Annotated in this window: 12 protein-coding genes and 3 pseudogenes; all 15 read left to right on the top strand. The window is 68.4% G+C overall.

Features of this window, described 5'->3' with window-relative positions:
• The first annotated feature begins 760 nt into the window (after window positions 1-760).
• On the top strand, window positions 761-1,363 hold the full coding sequence (locus IPG68_11125) for a CDP-alcohol phosphatidyltransferase family protein (GenBank protein MBK6763770.1): 603 nt from the start codon (window positions 761-763) through the stop codon (window positions 1,361-1,363).
• Window positions 1,360-2,289 (top strand): phosphatidylinositol mannoside acyltransferase, encoded by a 930-nt coding sequence (locus tag IPG68_11120; GenBank protein ID MBK6763769.1) that lies wholly within the window; start codon window positions 1,360-1,362, stop codon window positions 2,287-2,289. Before IPG68_11125 ends, IPG68_11120 begins: the two co-directional genes overlap by 4 nt.
• A pseudogene (locus IPG68_11115) lies at window positions 2,286-3,460 on the top strand (glycosyltransferase family 4 protein). Before IPG68_11120 ends, IPG68_11115 begins: the two are co-directional and overlap by 4 nt.
• Window positions 3,460-4,017, top strand: coding sequence for a hypothetical protein (locus IPG68_11110; GenBank protein ID MBK6763768.1), 558 nt, complete (start codon window positions 3,460-3,462; stop codon window positions 4,015-4,017). Before IPG68_11115 ends, IPG68_11110 begins: the two are co-directional and overlap by 1 nt.
• 49 nt (window positions 4,018-4,066) lie before the next feature.
• Window positions 4,067-4,963, top strand: coding sequence for a pyridoxal 5'-phosphate synthase lyase subunit PdxS (gene pdxS, locus IPG68_11105; protein MBK6763767.1), 897 nt, complete (start codon window positions 4,067-4,069; stop codon window positions 4,961-4,963).
• Window positions 4,957-5,562, top strand: coding sequence for a pyridoxal 5'-phosphate synthase glutaminase subunit PdxT (gene pdxT / locus IPG68_11100; GenBank protein MBK6763766.1), 606 nt, complete (start codon window positions 4,957-4,959; stop codon window positions 5,560-5,562). The genes pdxS and pdxT overlap by 7 nt, the downstream gene beginning before the upstream one ends.
• The gene (locus tag IPG68_11095) at window positions 5,559-6,311 is read left to right on the top strand and encodes a YebC/PmpR family DNA-binding transcriptional regulator (protein MBK6763765.1); all 753 of its coding nucleotides are present in this window, start codon (window positions 5,559-5,561) and stop codon (window positions 6,309-6,311) included. The genes pdxT and IPG68_11095 overlap by 4 nt, the downstream gene beginning before the upstream one ends.
• A 216-nt stretch (window positions 6,312-6,527) precedes the next feature.
• Window positions 6,528-8,162: a DUF1298 domain-containing protein gene (locus IPG68_11090; GenBank protein ID MBK6763764.1), complete on the top strand. Its 1,635-nt coding sequence runs from the start codon at window positions 6,528-6,530 to the stop codon at window positions 8,160-8,162.
• A gap of 93 nt (window positions 8,163-8,255) precedes the next feature.
• Window positions 8,256-8,750, top strand: a complete 495-nt coding sequence (ruvC, locus tag IPG68_11085; protein MBK6763763.1) for a crossover junction endodeoxyribonuclease RuvC — start codon at window positions 8,256-8,258, stop codon at window positions 8,748-8,750.
• Entirely contained in the window at window positions 8,747-9,358 is a 612-nt protein-coding gene (ruvA, locus tag IPG68_11080; GenBank protein ID MBK6763762.1) for a Holliday junction branch migration protein RuvA, read from the top strand. The genes ruvC and ruvA overlap by 4 nt, the downstream gene beginning before the upstream one ends.
• Window positions 9,355-10,400, top strand: a pseudogene (gene ruvB / locus IPG68_11075) (Holliday junction branch migration DNA helicase RuvB). Before ruvA ends, ruvB begins: the two are co-directional and overlap by 4 nt.
• A 13-nt stretch (window positions 10,401-10,413) precedes the next feature.
• A complete protein-coding gene (locus IPG68_11070; GenBank protein ID MBK6763761.1) occupies window positions 10,414-10,677 on the top strand; it encodes a preprotein translocase subunit YajC in 264 nt (87 codons plus the stop codon).
• 3 nt (window positions 10,678-10,680) lie between these two features.
• Window positions 10,681-12,396, top strand: a complete 1,716-nt coding sequence (gene secD / locus IPG68_11065) for a protein translocase subunit SecD (GenBank protein MBK6763760.1) — start codon at window positions 10,681-10,683, stop codon at window positions 12,394-12,396.
• Window positions 12,396-13,531, top strand: a pseudogene (gene secF, locus IPG68_11060) (protein translocase subunit SecF). Before secD ends, secF begins: the two are co-directional and overlap by 1 nt.
• A gap of 300 nt (window positions 13,532-13,831) precedes the next feature.
• Window positions 13,832-15,901, top strand: coding sequence for a bifunctional (p)ppGpp synthetase/guanosine-3',5'-bis(diphosphate) 3'-pyrophosphohydrolase (locus tag IPG68_11055; protein MBK6763759.1), 2,070 nt, complete (start codon window positions 13,832-13,834; stop codon window positions 15,899-15,901).
• Window position 15,902: the final 1 nt, after the last annotated feature.

Genomic DNA, 15,902 nt, shown 5'->3' with positions numbered 1-15,902 from the left:
ACGGTCAGGCCCTCGGGACCGGCGACCACCACCGCCCGTTCGGCGTGCGACGCCAGCACCGTCGTCGCCGACGGCACTTGCCGGTCGGGGGAGGTGCCGGGCCAGCCAGTCCACGCCGGCCCGGCTGTGCGTGTCCAGGGTCACCGCCACCGCCAGCAGCCCCTCGCGCAGCGCGTCCAGCGGGGGCATACCCGCCGCATCGGCCTCATCGAGCCAGGTGTTCGTCTCCGCCTCGACGGCCTGCACGAAGTCCTCGCGGGGCTCCTGCACGTCGCCGCCCGGGAACCACTGCTCGCCACTGATGACGTCCAGCACGCCGATCACCGCCTCGCCCTCGTCCAGTAGCGGCAGGGTGGTCACCAGCACGTCCTCCTCGAGCACCCGTGCCGCGATGGCGGCGGCCTCGTTGACGTCGAGTGACAGCGCAGTCAGTTCGTACACGGCCACATAGCGGGCCTTGCCGGCCTCGGCGGACAACTGCCAGTACTCCAGGAACGTGCCATCCACTCCCTGAGCCGCGCTGAGCAGGTGCACACACGCATCCGCGGCTGCCACCGCCGACGCCGCCGCGGCCGCCGGCAGTCCCGCGGGAAGGGCGACCGCCCCGGCGCCGGCCTCCCGCAGGTGGTTCACCGTCCAGCGGACGCTGGGTTCGTGCAGGCCGAAAACCAGGGCCACGGGCGCGCCGGACGTCAGAGGGGACACCTCGTGACTAATAGCATGAGTGGGTACCACCACGCTGCTTCGAAGGGACACGCGCATGCTGAATCAGACCAATGCGCGTGCCGCGTTGGCCAAAGTCGTCGAACCGGTGGCCCGCGGACTGCTGCGGATCGGGTTGTCCCCCGACGCCGTGACGGTTATCGGCACGGTCGGCGTCAGCGGTTCCGCCCTCTACTTCTTCCCCCGCGGTGACTTCGTGCCGGGCATCCTCGTGATGGTGCTGTTCGTATTCTCCGACATGCTCGACGGCACCATGGCGCGCCTGCAGGAGCGGACCGGCGTCTGGGGCGCCTTCCTGGACTCCAGCCTCGACCGGGTGGCTGACGGCTTCATCTTCTGTTCGGTGCTGATCTGGGCGGTGCGTACCGAGTCGATCTGGGTGCAGGCGGCCGCGCTCGTGTGCCTGGTGGGGGGCTTCCTGATCTCCTATGCCCGCGCCCGTGCCGAGAGCGTCGGGCTGGACTGTGCTGTGGGGATCGCCGAACGGACCGAGCGGATGCTCATTGTGTTGATCCCGGCGTTCCTGTACGGCCTGGGGATCCCGTACATCCTGCCCGCAGCGCTGTTCGTGCTCGCGGTGCTGGTGATGATCACCGTCTGGCAGCGCTTCGCGCACGTGTACCGGCAGGCGATGGCATGAACGTCCAGGACGAGGTCACCTACTGGGCCTACGCCACCGGGTGGCGGATCGTGCGCGCCCTGCCGGAGAAGCAGGCGTACGCGACGTTCGACCGTTTCGCCGACCTCGCCTGGCGCCGGCGCGGCAAGGGTGTCGTGCAACTGGAGAAGAACCTGCGCAGAGTGCTCCCTGACGCCTCGGACGCCGACATCCGGGAGGTGTCCCATGAGGGGATGCGCTCCTACCTGCGCTACTGGTGCGACGCGTTCCGGATGCCGTCGTGGAGCCGGGAGGAGATCACCCACCGCCACCGCGCGATCAACGCCCACTACCTCGAGGATGCGCTCGCCGATGGCCATGGAGTGGTGTTCGGCGTCCCGCACGCGGGTAACTACGACCTGACCGGGGCCTGGGCCAGCGTCCACTTCGCCCAAGTGATCAGCGTGGCTGAGCGACTGAAGCCCGAGCGGCTGTACGAGGAGTTCCTGGACTTCCGGCGGGCCGTGGGCATGAAGATCCTGCCCCACGCGGGGACTGAGGGTGTATTCGAACAACTCGTGGAGCTGGTGCGGGGCAACGGGCTGCTGGCCCTGCTGGCCGACCGCGACCTGAGCCGCAACGGCGTGCAGGTGGAGTTCTTCGGCGAGCCGGCGAAGATGCCCATCGGTCCGTCGGCGATCGCGATGCTGACCGGTGCGCCGCTGCTGGCCTGTGCGCTGTACTACGAAGGACCGCGTGCCCACGTGCACGTCTTCCCGCCTGTCGAACGCCCCGCCGGGGACTGGATCGGGGCCGACCGGTTCGACGAGGACTTCCTCGTCGCCGCGCAGGCCTTCACCCAGTCCATGGCCGTACGCCTCGAGGAGGGGATCCGCCGCCACCCCGGGCATTGGCACATGTTGCAGCCAGTGTTCCTCTCCGACCTCGACTCGCGGGCGACGCGGTGAGGGTCGGGATCGTCTGCCCCTACGACTGGACATCGCCCGGCGGGGTGAAGGCCCACGTGCACGATCAGGCCATCGCATTGCAGCGCCTGGGCCACGAGGTCAGCGTGCTGGCCCCTGTCGACGACCACGACTACCCACTCGAACCGTTCGTGGTCGATGGCGGAACACCGGTGTCCGTGCCCTACAACGGTTCGGTCGCCAAGGTCAACTTCGGGCCGGTGTCGGCCGCCCGGGTGCGGCGGTGGATCAAGGAGGGGGAGTTCGACGTCCTGCACGTGCACGAGCCGGCCAGTCCCACTCTGAGTGTGCTGGCCTGCTGGGCGGCGCGCGGACCGATCGTCGCCACCTGGCACAGCTCCCAGACCCGCTCGCGGGCTCTGACCGCGGCGTACTACCTCGTGCAGACAGCCATGGAGAAGATCTCGGCCCGGATCGCAGTGAGCGAGGAGGCCAGGCAGACGCTCGTCAAACACCTGGGAGGGGACGCTGTGCTGATCCCCAACGGGGTCACCTGCGCCGAATACGAGGACGCCGCCGCCTTCCCTGGGTACCCCCGCGAGGGGCCGACGCTGTTCTTCATCGGGCGCATCGACGAGCCGCGCAAGGGTCTGCAGGTACTGCTGGCGGCCATGCCGGCCATCATCGCGGCGCATCCCGGCGTGGAGTTGCTCGTCGCGGGGCCGGGGACCAGGACGAGGCGGCCGAGGACCTCTCCGATCAGGTACGCCGCCACGTTCGCTTCCTGGGACTGGTCAGCGACGCGGACAAGGCGAGCGCGTTCGTCAGCGCCGACGTGTATGTGGCGCCGAACACCGGGGGTGAGAGCTTCGGGATCGTCCTGCTGGAATCGATGTCGGCAGGGACACCGGTCGTGGCCAGCGACCTCGAGGCGTTCGCCCGGGTGCTCGAGGACGGGCGGTCCGGGGTGCTGTTCGCCACCGGCGACCCACATGCGCTGGCCGCCGCCGTCAACGCCCTGCTGGCCGACCCGCGGCGGCGTTCGGAACTGGGAGCCGCCGGGCACGCGCGCGCCCGCCAGTTCGACTGGGAGGTGGTCGCCCGCGAGATCGAGCAGGTCTACGAGAGTGTCACAGTCAGCGGCGAGACTGTGGAGAACGACATGCGGGGACAGTTCGTCGGACGACTGGCGCGGCCACGGGACGATGGCTGATGGACATCGCTGCGGTCATCATCACCTTCGCGCTCGTCGCGGTGGTCGTGCTGTACCTGTCGCAGACCGCCGCGCGCCTGGACCGCCTGCACCACCGCGTGGACACCTCCCGCACGGCCCTGCAGGGCCAGTTCATGGAACGGGCGAACGAGATCCTGTCGTTGGCCAGTTCCGGCCGGCTCGACCCGGCCACCACGGTGTTGCTCGCCGACGCCGCCGACGGCGCATTGGCGCAGGCCCGTGCCACCGGTACCGACTTCCCGCCGCCGCGATGTGCGGCCGAGAGCGCCCTGACCAAAGCCTTGGATGCCGCAGTGGCGGCTGGCCTGGTCGCCGAGATCGCCGAACAGCCCGACGGCGACAAGATCCTGGCGGACATGTCCGCTGCGGTGCAGAAGGCCGCCTGGTCGCGGCGTTTCCACAACGATGCGGTGCGCTCGTGCCTGGCGGTGCGCCGGCAGCGGACGGTGCGCTTGTTCCGGCTGGCGGGGTCGGCTGGTCTGCCGCACACCGTCGAACTGGACGACGAAGTCCCTTCCGCCCTCCGCAGTAGGTGAAGCCGGGGATCGCCCCTACCATGGAAGGCAGACCTGAAAGGAACCCCTGATGAGTGATCCCACGCACGTGACCGGTTCTGCCCGCGTCAAGCGAGGCATGGCCGAGATGCTCAAGGGCGGCGTGATCATGGACGTGGTGACCGCCGAGCAGGCCAAGATCGCTGAGGACGCAGGTGCCGTGGCCGTGATGGCCCTTGAGCGGGTGCCTGCGGACATCCGCTCCCAGGGTGGCGTGGCACGCATGAGCGACCCGGACCTGATCGACGGCATCATCGAGGCGGTGTCCATCCCCGTGATGGCCAAGGCCCGGATCGGGCACTTCGTGGAGGCGCAGATCCTGCAGTCCCTCGGCGTCGACTACGTCGACGAGTCCGAGGTCCTGACCCCCGCGGACTACGCGCACCACATCGACAAGTGGGCTTTCACAGTGCCGTTCGTGTGCGGCGCGACGAACCTTGGCGAGGCCCTGCGCCGCATCACCGAGGGGGCGGCGATGATCCGCAGCAAGGGTGAGGCCGGCACCGGCGACGTGTCCAACGCCACCACCCACATGCGCACGATCCGCGACGAGATGAAGCGCCTGACGAGTCTGCCCGAGGACGAGCTGTACGTGGCTGCCAAGGAACTGCAGGCGCCCTACGAACTGGTCGCCGAGGTGGCCCGCGCCGGTAAACTGCCCGTGGTGATGTTCACCGCCGGTGGCATCGCGACCCCGGCGGACGCGGCGATGATGATGCAACTCGGCGCGGAGGGCGTCTTCGTCGGCAGCGGCATCTTCAAGTCGGGCAACCCCGCGCAACGGGCTGCGGCCATCGTGGCGGCGACGACCCACTACGACGACCCCGACATCCTGGCCAAGGTGTCGCGCGGGCTCGGCGAGGCGATGGTCGGGATCAACGTCGAGGAGATCCCGGAACCGCACCGCTTGGCCGAACGCGGCTGGTGACCCCACGGGTAGGCGTTCTCGCGCTACAGGGTGACTTCCGCGAGCATCTGCGGATGCTGGACGACTGCGGTGCCGATGCGGTCAAGGTGCGCACCGCCGCGGATCTGGCCGCAGTCGACGCACTTGTCATCCCGGGCGGGGAGTCCACGACCATCGGGATGCTCATCCAGCGCAACGATCTCGAGGGCCCGCTGCGGCAGGCCATCGCCGGCGGACTACCGGTCCTGGGCACGTGCGCGGGCATGATTCTGCTGGCCAGCGAGGTACTCGACGGCCGGCCCGACCAGTTGGCGCTCGGCGCCATCGACATGACCGTCCGCCGAAACGCCTTCGGCCGGCAGGTCGATTCCTTCGAGTCCCCGGTGGTGGTGCCATCGTTGCCCGGGCCGCCGATCACGGCGGTCTTCATCCGCGCGCCGTGGGTGGAACGGGTGGGAACCTCGGTCGGCGTCCTCGGCACCGTCTCGCTGGACGACGGCTCGGTTAGAATCGTCGCGGTCCGACAGGGCAATGCCATGGCCACCGCGTTCCACCCCGAGGTGACCGACGACGTTCGATTCCACGCATTGCTGGTGGACATGGTTCAGGAGGATGCATGAGCGGCCATTCCAAGTGGGCGACGACGAAGCACAAGAAGGCGGCGATCGACGCCAAGCGCGGCAAACTCTTCGCCAAGCTCATCAAGAACATCGAGGTGGCTGCCCGCACTGGTGGCGGCGACCCGGAAGGCAACCCCACGCTGTACGACGCCATCCAGAAGGCGCGGAAGAACTCCGTCCCGATGGACAACATCGACCGGGCGATCAAGCGCGGCTCCGGCGCGGAGTCGGGGGCAGCGGACTGGGAGACGATCATGTACGAGGGGTACGGGCCGAACGGGGTGGCCGTGCTCATCGAGTGCCTGACCGACAACCGCAACCGTGCCGCCGGTGAGGTCCGGGTCGCGATGAGCCGCAACGGTGGTTCGATGGCCGACCCCGGGTCGGTGTCGTACTTGTTCACCCGCAAGGGCGTGGTGATGGTGCCCGCCGCCGGTCTCGGCGAGGACGATGTGCTGACCGCGGTGCTCGACGCCGGGGCGGAGGAGGTCAACGACCTCGACGGAGAGTTCGAGGTGATCAGCGAACCGGGTGACCTGGTCGCGGTGCGCACCGCGCTGCAGGACGCGGGCCTGGACTACGACTCGGCCGAGGTCCAGTTCGTCCCCAGTGTGACTGTCCCGCTGGAGGCAGACGGCGCGGGGAAGATCTTCCGGCTGCTCGAGGCGCTCGAGGACAGCGACGATGTGCAGAACGTGTACGCGAACTTCGACGTGTCCGACGAGGTCATGGCCCAGATCGACGCCTGACGGTTGAGCCAGGGGCGCGGCGGTGAAGCTGCGCCGTTTGCTGTACCCGGGAGTGTTCGGTACGTCGGGGAGAGTTCCAACCGTGCACGATCGCTCCCCGGTGTAGGTGTCGCTCCCGCCTTTGGCCCGTGGCCGGCGGCGGTCTCCCGGGTGGCGGTGGGGAGCGCGACCCTGCGGAGCGGGGATAGCGTAGGCATAAGCGTTCACAAGGAGGAAGTGTGGCCACCAGCCCAGATAGCCCGGCGCCCGCGCACGGGAGCAAGTCGGCCCCGGCCAGACCCGCCGCGAAGAAGACCCGCGAAGAAGCCCCGCCAAGAAACCGGCGGCGAAGAAGACCCCGCGAAGAAGACCCCCGCCAAGAAACCGGCGGCGAAGAAGACCCCCGCCAAGAAAGCCCCCGCCAGGGCCCGCAAGCAGCCTGCCCCGCTGCGCGGGAAGCAGGCGACCGTGGAGGCTAAACGCCTTTCCGGGTGGGACTTCGCAACCTGGCGGATGGCCACCGACGACCCGGTGATGCGTTCCACGATGATCGGACTGCTCGTCCTCGAATCCAGCCCCGACTGGGCGCAGCTCACGAAACGCTTCGAGCGCGCCACCCGCTTGGCCCCGGTGCTGCGGTCGCGTGTGGTGGAAGGTCCCATCGGACTGCAGACCCCGCGCCTGGTGGTCGACCCCAACTTCGACCTCTCGTTCCACATGCGCCGATTCAGCATGCCGAAGGGCTCGACCTGGGCCGATGTGCTCGAGGACGCCCGCCGGCAGAGCATGGCCGACTTCGACCGGGATCGCCCGCTCTGGCGGGCCACCTTGCTCGAGGGTCTGCCGGGCGGTCGTGCGGCGCTGATCATGAAGTTGCACCACGCCATCGCCGACGGTCAGGGGGCGGTGCAACTGGGTCTGGCCCTGTTCGACTTCGCTCCGGAGGGTGTGGAACTCGGGCCGATGCCAGAGGCCCCCGAGCCGGCTGTGCTCGACACCACCGGCTTCCTGGAGGCGGTCATCCGCAACAACGTCGGCTGGGTGGCCCGAACCGCCGAGGACGCGATCCGCGGGCTGGGGCCGCTGACGATGGAGGCGGTCAAGAACCCTGGCGACATGATCAGCCGCGCACGGCGCACAGCCGGCTCGGTCATGCGCTTCACGCGGGTGCCCTTCGGCCCGCTGTCGCCGATCATGCAGCAGCGCAGCATCAACTACCACTTCGACACCATCGACATGGACTTCGCGGCGTACCGAGCCGCGGCCAAGAAGCGCAACCGCAGCGTCAACGACCTGTTCCTGGCGGCGATCAGCGTCGGCATGCACCGCTATCACGAACGCATGGGCAGGCCGGTCGACGAGTTGCGCATGAACATGCCCATCTCGCTGCGCAGTAGCGGTGACGACGCGGCCAACTCGGTGACCATCGCCCGCTTCGAGATCCCCATCTCCAACGTCATCGACGACGTGCTGGAGGCCGCGGCGCAGACGGTGCGCAGCTGGCGGGCCGAGCCAGCCCTGCGGCTGGCGGACAACCTCGCCGAGTTCTCGCGGTTCCTGCCCCCGGAGTTGTTGTCGGCAGCCGCTCAGACCTCCGACCTCACCGCCTCCAATGTGCCCGGCGTGCCGGTGCCGGTCTGGCTCAGTGGCGCCAAGATCGAGCGCATGTACCCGCTGGTGGCCACGATCGGGGCGGCGATCAACATCACGATGCTCACCTATGCGGGCGTGGCCAGTGTCGGGATCAGCACCGATGACGCCGCTGTCGACGACCGCGATGAACTGGTGCGCAGCTTGCGCTACGGCTTCCGGGAGGTCATAGGTCACCCGGTCATCGCCGGTAACCCGCTGACGTTGCCGACCAGCACCTGAGCGCCCGTCAGCGCGGCGTGGGCGTGTCACGCCGCTGGCGCCCGCCGGGCCGCGGTAGTCTGCCGAACAGTTGTACGAGCGAAAGGCCGCCGTGTGCGCGTATTGGCCGTTGACCCCGGGCTGACCCGGTGTGGTGTCGCCGTCGTCGAGTTGCGCCCGGACGGCCGCACTCGCGCGCTGCTGGCCGAAGTGGTGCGCACCGATCCCGACCAGGCGCATGCCGCCCGCCTGCAGCAGGTCTTCGACGCGGTGCGCGAGCACCTGCATACCAGCGGAGCCGAGGTTCTCGTCGTCGAGCGGGTGTTCAGCCAGCACAACGTGCGCTCGGCAATGGGCACCGCGCAAGCAGCCGCCGTCTGCATGCTGGCCGCCAACCAGTTGGGACTGCCCGTCCATCAGCACACCCCGACCGAGGTCAAGGCGGCCGTGACCGGCTCGGGGCGTGCCGACAAGGCTCAGGTCGCGTTCATGGTGGCCAGGATCCTCGGGCTGGGGGAGGTACCCAAACCGGCCGACGTCACCGATGCGCTGGCGCTGGCGGTGTGCCACATCTGGCGCTCCCGGACCCGCGCGGGGGTGGGCGTGTGATCGCGTCAGTGCGCGGCCGTGTCCTGCACCGCGGCACCGACGAACTCGTCGTCGACGTCGGAGGTGTGGGCCTGTCCGTGCTCGTCACACCTCGGACCGCCGCGTCCGCGGATGTGGGGCAGGAATTCCTGTTGACCACCGCGCTCGTGGTCCCCGAGGACAGCCCCACGCTGTACGGATTCGCCGGTGCTGGTGAGCGGGAGGTGTTCCACACGGTGCAGACGGTGTCCGGTATCGGACCACGTTTGGCCATGACGATGCTCGCGACCTTGTCCGCGGACCAGATCCGGGCTGCCATCGAGGCCGAGGACGTCGGCGCGCTGATGGCCGTGTCCGGGCTGGGGCGCAAGACCGCCCAGCGCATCATCGTGGACCTCAAGGACAAGCTCGGCGTGCCCACGAGTGCGATCCCGGTGAGCGCCGGTGGGCAGACCACGTGGCGGGTGCAGGTCACCGGAGCACTCACCGGTCTGGGGTGGTCGGCAGTTCAGGCCCAGCAAGCGGTCTCCACGGTCGCGGCTCTTCCCGATGCCGCCGACCTGCCGGTCCCCGAGGCTCTGCGGCTGGCGCTGCAGGTGCTCGACCACACTCCCGCGGTGACACCATGACCGATCCGTTGGTGTCGACCGGTGCCGACGATTCCGAGCGGCTCGTGGAGGGCGCACTGCGGCCGGCATCGCTGCGGGACTTCATAGGGCAGGAGCGGGTCAAGGACCAATTGCGCCTGGTCCTCTCCGCCGCGAAGCAGCGCGAGCACGTCGCCGACCACGTCCTGCTCAGTGGTCCGCCGGGGCTGGGCAAGACCACGCTTGCCATGATCATCGCCGCCGAGTTGGGCAGCGCATTGCGGCTGACCAGCGGCCCGGCGATCACCCACGCGGGGACCTGGCGTCGATCCTCACCGCCCTGCAGCCCGGGGATGTGATCTTCATCGACGAGATCCACCGGCTGTCCCGGCCGGCCGAGGAAATGCTCTACATGGCCATGGAGGACTTCCGTGTGGACGTGGTGGTGGGCAAGGGCCCGGGCGCCACGTCGATCCCGTTGGACTTGGCGGCGTTCACGCTGGTCGGCGCCACCACGCGCTCCGGACTGCTGCCCGGCCCGCTGCGCGACCGGTTCGGGTTCACCGCTCACATGGACTTCTACGACCCGAAGGATCTGCAACGCATCGTGGAGCGTTCGGCCGGGCTGATGGGGATCCACGCGAAGCCCGATGCCCTGGCCGTGATCGCAGGTCGTTCGCGTGGAACCCCGCGGATCGCCAACCGCTTGTTGCGCCGGGTGCGTGACTACGCCCAGATCCACGGCGACGGCACGGTGGACGTGCCCGCCACGCAGGCCGCACTGGCGCTGTTCGAGGTGGATGCGTGGGGTCTGGACCGCCTGGACCGGGCCGTGCTGGCAGCGCTGGTGCACAGTTTCGGGGGAGGGCCGGTCGGGCTGTCGACCCTGGCGGTGGCTGTCGGGGAGGAGTCGGAGACGGTCGAGACGGTCTGTGAACCGTTCCTGCTGCGCTCCGGATTCCTCGCCCGGACCCCCCGCGGGCGCATCGCCACGGGGAAGGCCTACGGGCTGCTTGGATTGCCGGTTCCGGGAGGCGATGGTCAACTCACCCTGACCGACGCACCGGACGTCGCGCCGGGATAGGTAGGATCGGGCAGTGGAATTGCTCATCCTTGCACTGCCGGTGGTGTTCCTCATCGCTGTGTGGATCTTCACGATCCGGCCCATCCGCCAGCGGCAACGGGAGGCTCTCGCGGCCCAGCAGGCGGTCCATGAGGGTGCCCGGATCATGACCACCGCGGGCATCTACGGCACGGTGGCCTGGTTGGACGAGGAGAACATGGGCCTCGAGGTCAGCGACGGGTGGTCTCTGAAGTACGCACGCGCCGCAGTGGCGACCGTGCTGAACGACGAAGGGTAAGACGTGGCTGCGACAGCACGACCGAGTCCGTGGCGCCCGCTGCTGGTACTTCTGGTCATCATCATCGGTCTGACCGTGTGGGCTTTCTGGCCCGGTACGCAGAGCACGCCGCGTCTCGGCCTGGACCTGCAGGGCGGCACGCAGGTGATCCTGGTGCCCAAGCAGGCCGAGGGCAGCGCGCCGATCACCAACGACCAGTTGCAGCAGACCGTCGAGATCATCCGTCAGCGCGTGAACGGCTTCGGCGTGGCTGAGGCCGATGTGGCGATCCAGGGCTCGGGTGGCGACGCGGCCATCGTGGTCTCGGTGCCGGGTGTCAACCAGCGCGAGATCGCCGAGCAGCTCAGCCAGACCGCATTGCTCGACTTCCGTCCGGTATCCACTGTGGTGGAGCCCAGCGTCATCGATCCCAACACACTGCAGCCGGCGGACACGACGCCGGAGAAGAAGACCAAGAAGAAGAACACCAACAAGAACTCGGCCGACGGCCAGGCCACTCTGGCCGAGACCACACCCAGCCCCAGCACCAGCCCTTCGCCTAGTCCGAGCGCGACCGACGGTGCCGACCAGCAGGCAGACACTGCGCTGCTCCCGCCGGTCGAGGGCGACAACCAGAGCGACCCCGCGCTGGAGGACGCGCTGCTCAACCTGGACTGCACTAGTGAGGCCAGCCGGCAGGGCGGCAAGCCCGACAACCCGGACAAGTGGATCGTCACGTGCGACCGGGAGGGGACGGCCAAGTACCTGCTGGAGCCCGCCTTCATCAAGGGCACCTCGATCACCAACGCCACCGCCGAACTTGCGCAGGGCGGTGCCGGCTGGGTGGTCAACCTGGAGTTCGACGGTGAAGGCGCCGACTCGCTGTCCGAGATCTCGAACCGGCTGGTGAGCCTGCCGGCACCGCAGAACCAGTTCGGCATCGTGCTGGACGGGCTCGTGGTCTCCGCGCCGTACTTCCAGGACCCCATCAACGACGGCCGCGCTCAGATCAGTGGCAACTTCACCCCGGAGGAGGCCAAGAGCCTCGCCCAGGTGCTGAAATTCGGGGCCCTGCCGCTGACCCTGGACATCGCCTCGGTGGAAACTGTGACCCCGACGCTGGGGTCGGACTACCTCAAGGTCGGCCTGATCGCCGGTGCGCTGGGTCTCGCCCTGGTGATCCTCTACCTGATGTTCTACTACCGTGCGCTGGGTCTGGTGGCCGTGGTGTCGTTGATCCTGGCCGCGATCATCACCTTCCTCGTGTTCGTCATCCTGGGCAGGCAACTGGGGCTGGCGCTCACCCTGGCCGGTGTGGCCGGTGCGATCGTCGCGATCGGCATCACGGCGGACTCCTTCGTCGTGTACTTCGAACGAATACGTGACGAGATCCGTGAAGGACGCAGTCTGCGGGCGGCCTGTGACGCCGGCTGGGACCGCGCCCGGGGCACCATCTTGGCCGCGGACTTCGTGTCGCTGCTGGCGGCCCTCGTCCTGTACTTCCTGTCGGTGGGTGCGGTGCGCGGCTTCGCGTTCGTGCTGGGGCTGACCACGTTGATCGACGTCATGGTCGCCTTCCTGTTCACCCGGCCGATGGTGACGCTGCTGGCACGCAACCGTTGGTTCACCAGTGGGCACCCGCTCACCGGGCTCGACCCGCGGCGCCTGGGTGTCGAACACATCGCCGGGCAAACGACGTCCCGCCATGCGGACAAGCACGCTGACAAGGTGGAGGTCTGATGTCCCGCTTCGGCGATCTCGGCGGCAAGCTCTACCGCGGTGAGGTCTCGTACAACATCGTCGGCCGCAAGAAGATGTGGTACATGATCTCCGCGGCCCTCGTCCTGTTGGCCATCGCCGGGATCCTGTTCCGCGGCCTCAACCTGGGCATCGAGTTCAAGGGTGGCGCGGAGTTCTACGTGCCGAGCACGAACTGCACCATCCAGGATGCCCGCGAGGCGATCGACGGTGCCGGGGTCGAGGTCGTCGCAGTGACCGAGGTGGAGCGGACAACATCCGCGCCCAGACGCCGACGGTTCCGCAGGAGCAGGGCGGCGCGGTGGTGGACGCGCTGGCGCAGACCTGCGGCGTGCCCACCGATCAGATCTCCAGTCGCGACGTCGGCCCGACCTGGGGTGGTGAGATCACCCGTACGGCATTGGTGGCGTTGGGTGTGTTCCTCGCGCTGCTGGCCGTCTTCCTGACGGTGTACTTCCAGTGGCAGATGGCGGTCGCGGCCCTGGTGGCGCTGGTGCACGACATCGTCATCACCACCGGCATCTACGCACTGGTCGGCTTTGAGGTCACCCCGGCCACCGTGATCGGACTGCTGACGATCCTGGGCTACTCGCTGTACGACACGGTGGTGGTCTTCGACAAGGTCAAGGAGAACACTCGCGGCGTCACCGGGCAGAGCCGCTACACCTACAGCGAGCTGGCGAACCTGGCGCTGAACCAGACGATCATCAGATCGATCAACACCAGCATCGTGGCTCTGCTGCCGGTGGCTTCGATCCTCTTCGTCGGCGCGTTCCTGTTGGGTGCCGGTCCCTTGAAGGACTTGGCGCTCGTGCTGTTCATCGGCACCGCGGTGGGAACGTATTCGTCGATCTTCGTCGCCACGCCGGTGTTGTGCCAGATCAAGGAGCGCGAGCCCGCGATGCGCGCGCTCTCCTCGCGGGTCCAGAAGCGCCGTGCCTCCCGGGGAGATTCGGCGACGGTGGCCGCGACGACCGGGGCGGAGGAATCCAGGGCCGGAGTCAGCGCCGCCACTGGCCAGATGGCGCCCTCGGTGGATCGTCCGCACCGGGCGAACCGGGATCCCAACGCGCGCGTGCAGCCCAGGCGACAGACCCGGTCGAAGCGGCGTCACTGACACGGGCATCCACACCGACGGTTGCTGCCGTTGGGCAACTGTGAGCCCAGCCCGTAAACTCGCGCTATAGGGCAAGGCGGTGACATCGTGGCGCGGGAGACGATCCAGACGTCGGACGCAGACGACGAGTCTGTGCTGACCGCGGCCAGCCTTGTCCAGGACGTGCCCCGGCGCCGGCAGTTGCTGTCGCGGCTCACCGGGAGTTCCCGCACCGCTGTACCCGAACTGGAACCGCTGCTGCGCACGCTGCGCCAGTTCCATCCCAGGGCCAACCGGCAGGTCGTGGAACGCGCCTACCTGATGGCCGCACACCTGCACGCGGACCAGAACCGGCGCAGCGGCGAGCCCTACATCACGCACCCGCTGGCGGTGGCCACGATCCTCGCCGAACTGGGCATGACCCCCACGACGCTGGCGGCCGCCCTGCTGCACGACACGGTGGAGGACACCGGCTATTCGCTGGACCGGCTGCAGGAGGACTTCGGGGACGAGGTCGCCCGCCTGGTCGACGGCGTCACGAAACTCGACAAGGTCACCTACGGCGAGGCATCGGCGGCGGAGACCGTCCGCAAGATGGTCGTGGCGATGGCCCGCGACATCCGGGTGCTGGTGATCAAACTCGCCGACCGTCTGCACAACATGCGCACAATCCAGTGGCTACCGGAGAAGAAGCAGCAGAAGAAGGCGCGCGAGACCCTCGAGATCTATGCGCCCCTGGCGCACCGCCTGGGCATGAACACCATCAAGTGGGAACTCGAGGACCTGGCCTTCGCCACCTTGTACCCGAAGATGTACGACGAGATCGTGCGCCTGGTGGGCCAGCGCGCGCCGTCCCGCGACGAGTACCTCGGTCAGGTCATCGCCGAGATCGAGGACGAACTGAAGGCCCACCGCATCCGCGCGAAGGTCAACGGCCGGCCGAAGCACTACTACAGCGTCTACCAGAAGATGATCGTGCGGGGCCGCGACTTCGCCGACATCTACGACCTCGTGGGCGTGCGGGTGCTGGTGGATTCCTTGGCGGACTGCTACGGGGTGCTCGGTCTGCTGCACGCGAAGTGGAATCCGGTACCCGGCCGGTTCAAGGACTACATCGCCAGCCCTCGCTACGGGGTCTATCGGTCCCTGCACACCACGGTGATCGGACCGGAGGGCAAGCCCGTCGAGGTGCAGATCCGGACCCAGGAGATGCACCAACAGGCTGAGTACGGGGTGGCGGCGCACTGGCGGTACAAGCAGGGGCGCAGCGGGACCGATGCCGGCCCCGACGAGTTCGCGTGGTTGCGGCAACTGCTCGAGTGGCAGCGTGAGACGGAGGACCCCGACGAGTTCCTCGACAGCCTGCGGTACGAACTGGGCACGGGGGAGTTGTTCGTGTTCACGCCGAAGGGCGATGTCATCTCCCTGCCCGCAGGTGCCACCCCCGTGGACTTCGCCTACTCGGTGCACACCGAAGTGGGGCACCGCACCATCGGTGCGCGGGTGAACGGCAAACTCGTGCCGCTGGAGTCGAGGCTGGACAACGGTGACACCGTCGAGATCTTCACGTCCAAGACGCAGGGACAGGGCCCATCGCGCGACTGGCTGAACTTCGTGGCCTCGCCACGGGCGCGCAGCAAGATCCGTGCGTGGTTCTCCCGCGAGCGCCGCGAGGAGGCCGTCGAGCACGGCAAGGACTCGCTGTTGCGCGAACTGCGCCGGCGGTCGCTACCGATGCAGCGCCTGCTGAACACCCCCGACCTGCTCGCCATCGCGGCGTACTACCGGATGTCCGACGTCAGCGCGCTCTACGCTGCGATCGGCGAGAACCGGGTTGATGCGGCCGTCGTGGTCGATCGCCTCATCGCCGGACGTGGCGGGACCGAGGCCGCGGCTGACGACACCGAGGAGGAGATCCCGCCACCGTCGATCCGCTCCGGACCCACCGGCGACCCCGGCGTCGTCGTGGTCGGTGCCGACGACGTGTGGGTGCGGTTGAGCAAGTGCTGCACGCCCGTGCCCGGCGACGACATCGTGGGGTTCGTCACGCGCGGCAACGGCGTGTCGGTCCACCGCCGGGACTGCGTGAACTACCCCGAACTCGCCCAGCAGGAGGATCGGCTGGTCGAGGTCAACTGGCGTCCCAGCGCTGAGTCGGTGTTCCTCGTCAACATCCAGGTGGAGGCCCTCGACCGCGCGCGCCTACTGTCCGATGTGACACGGGTGTTGTCCGACCACCACGTGAACATCCTGTCGGCCAGTTCCACCACGAACCGCGACCGCATCGCGATCTCCCGCTTCACCTTCGAGATGGCCGACCCCGCCCATCTCGGAGCGGTGCTCAAGGGCGTGCGCAGCGTCGAAGGGGTCTTCGACGCGAAACGCGTCTAGC

The organism is Micrococcales bacterium, assembly GCA_016703125.1.
In the GTDB taxonomy this organism is placed as follows: domain Bacteria; phylum Actinomycetota; class Actinomycetes; order S36-B12; family UBA10799; genus JADKAV01.
Note: the sequence above shows the minus strand (reverse complement) of the source record. Positions and strands in the feature narration are given on the sequence as shown.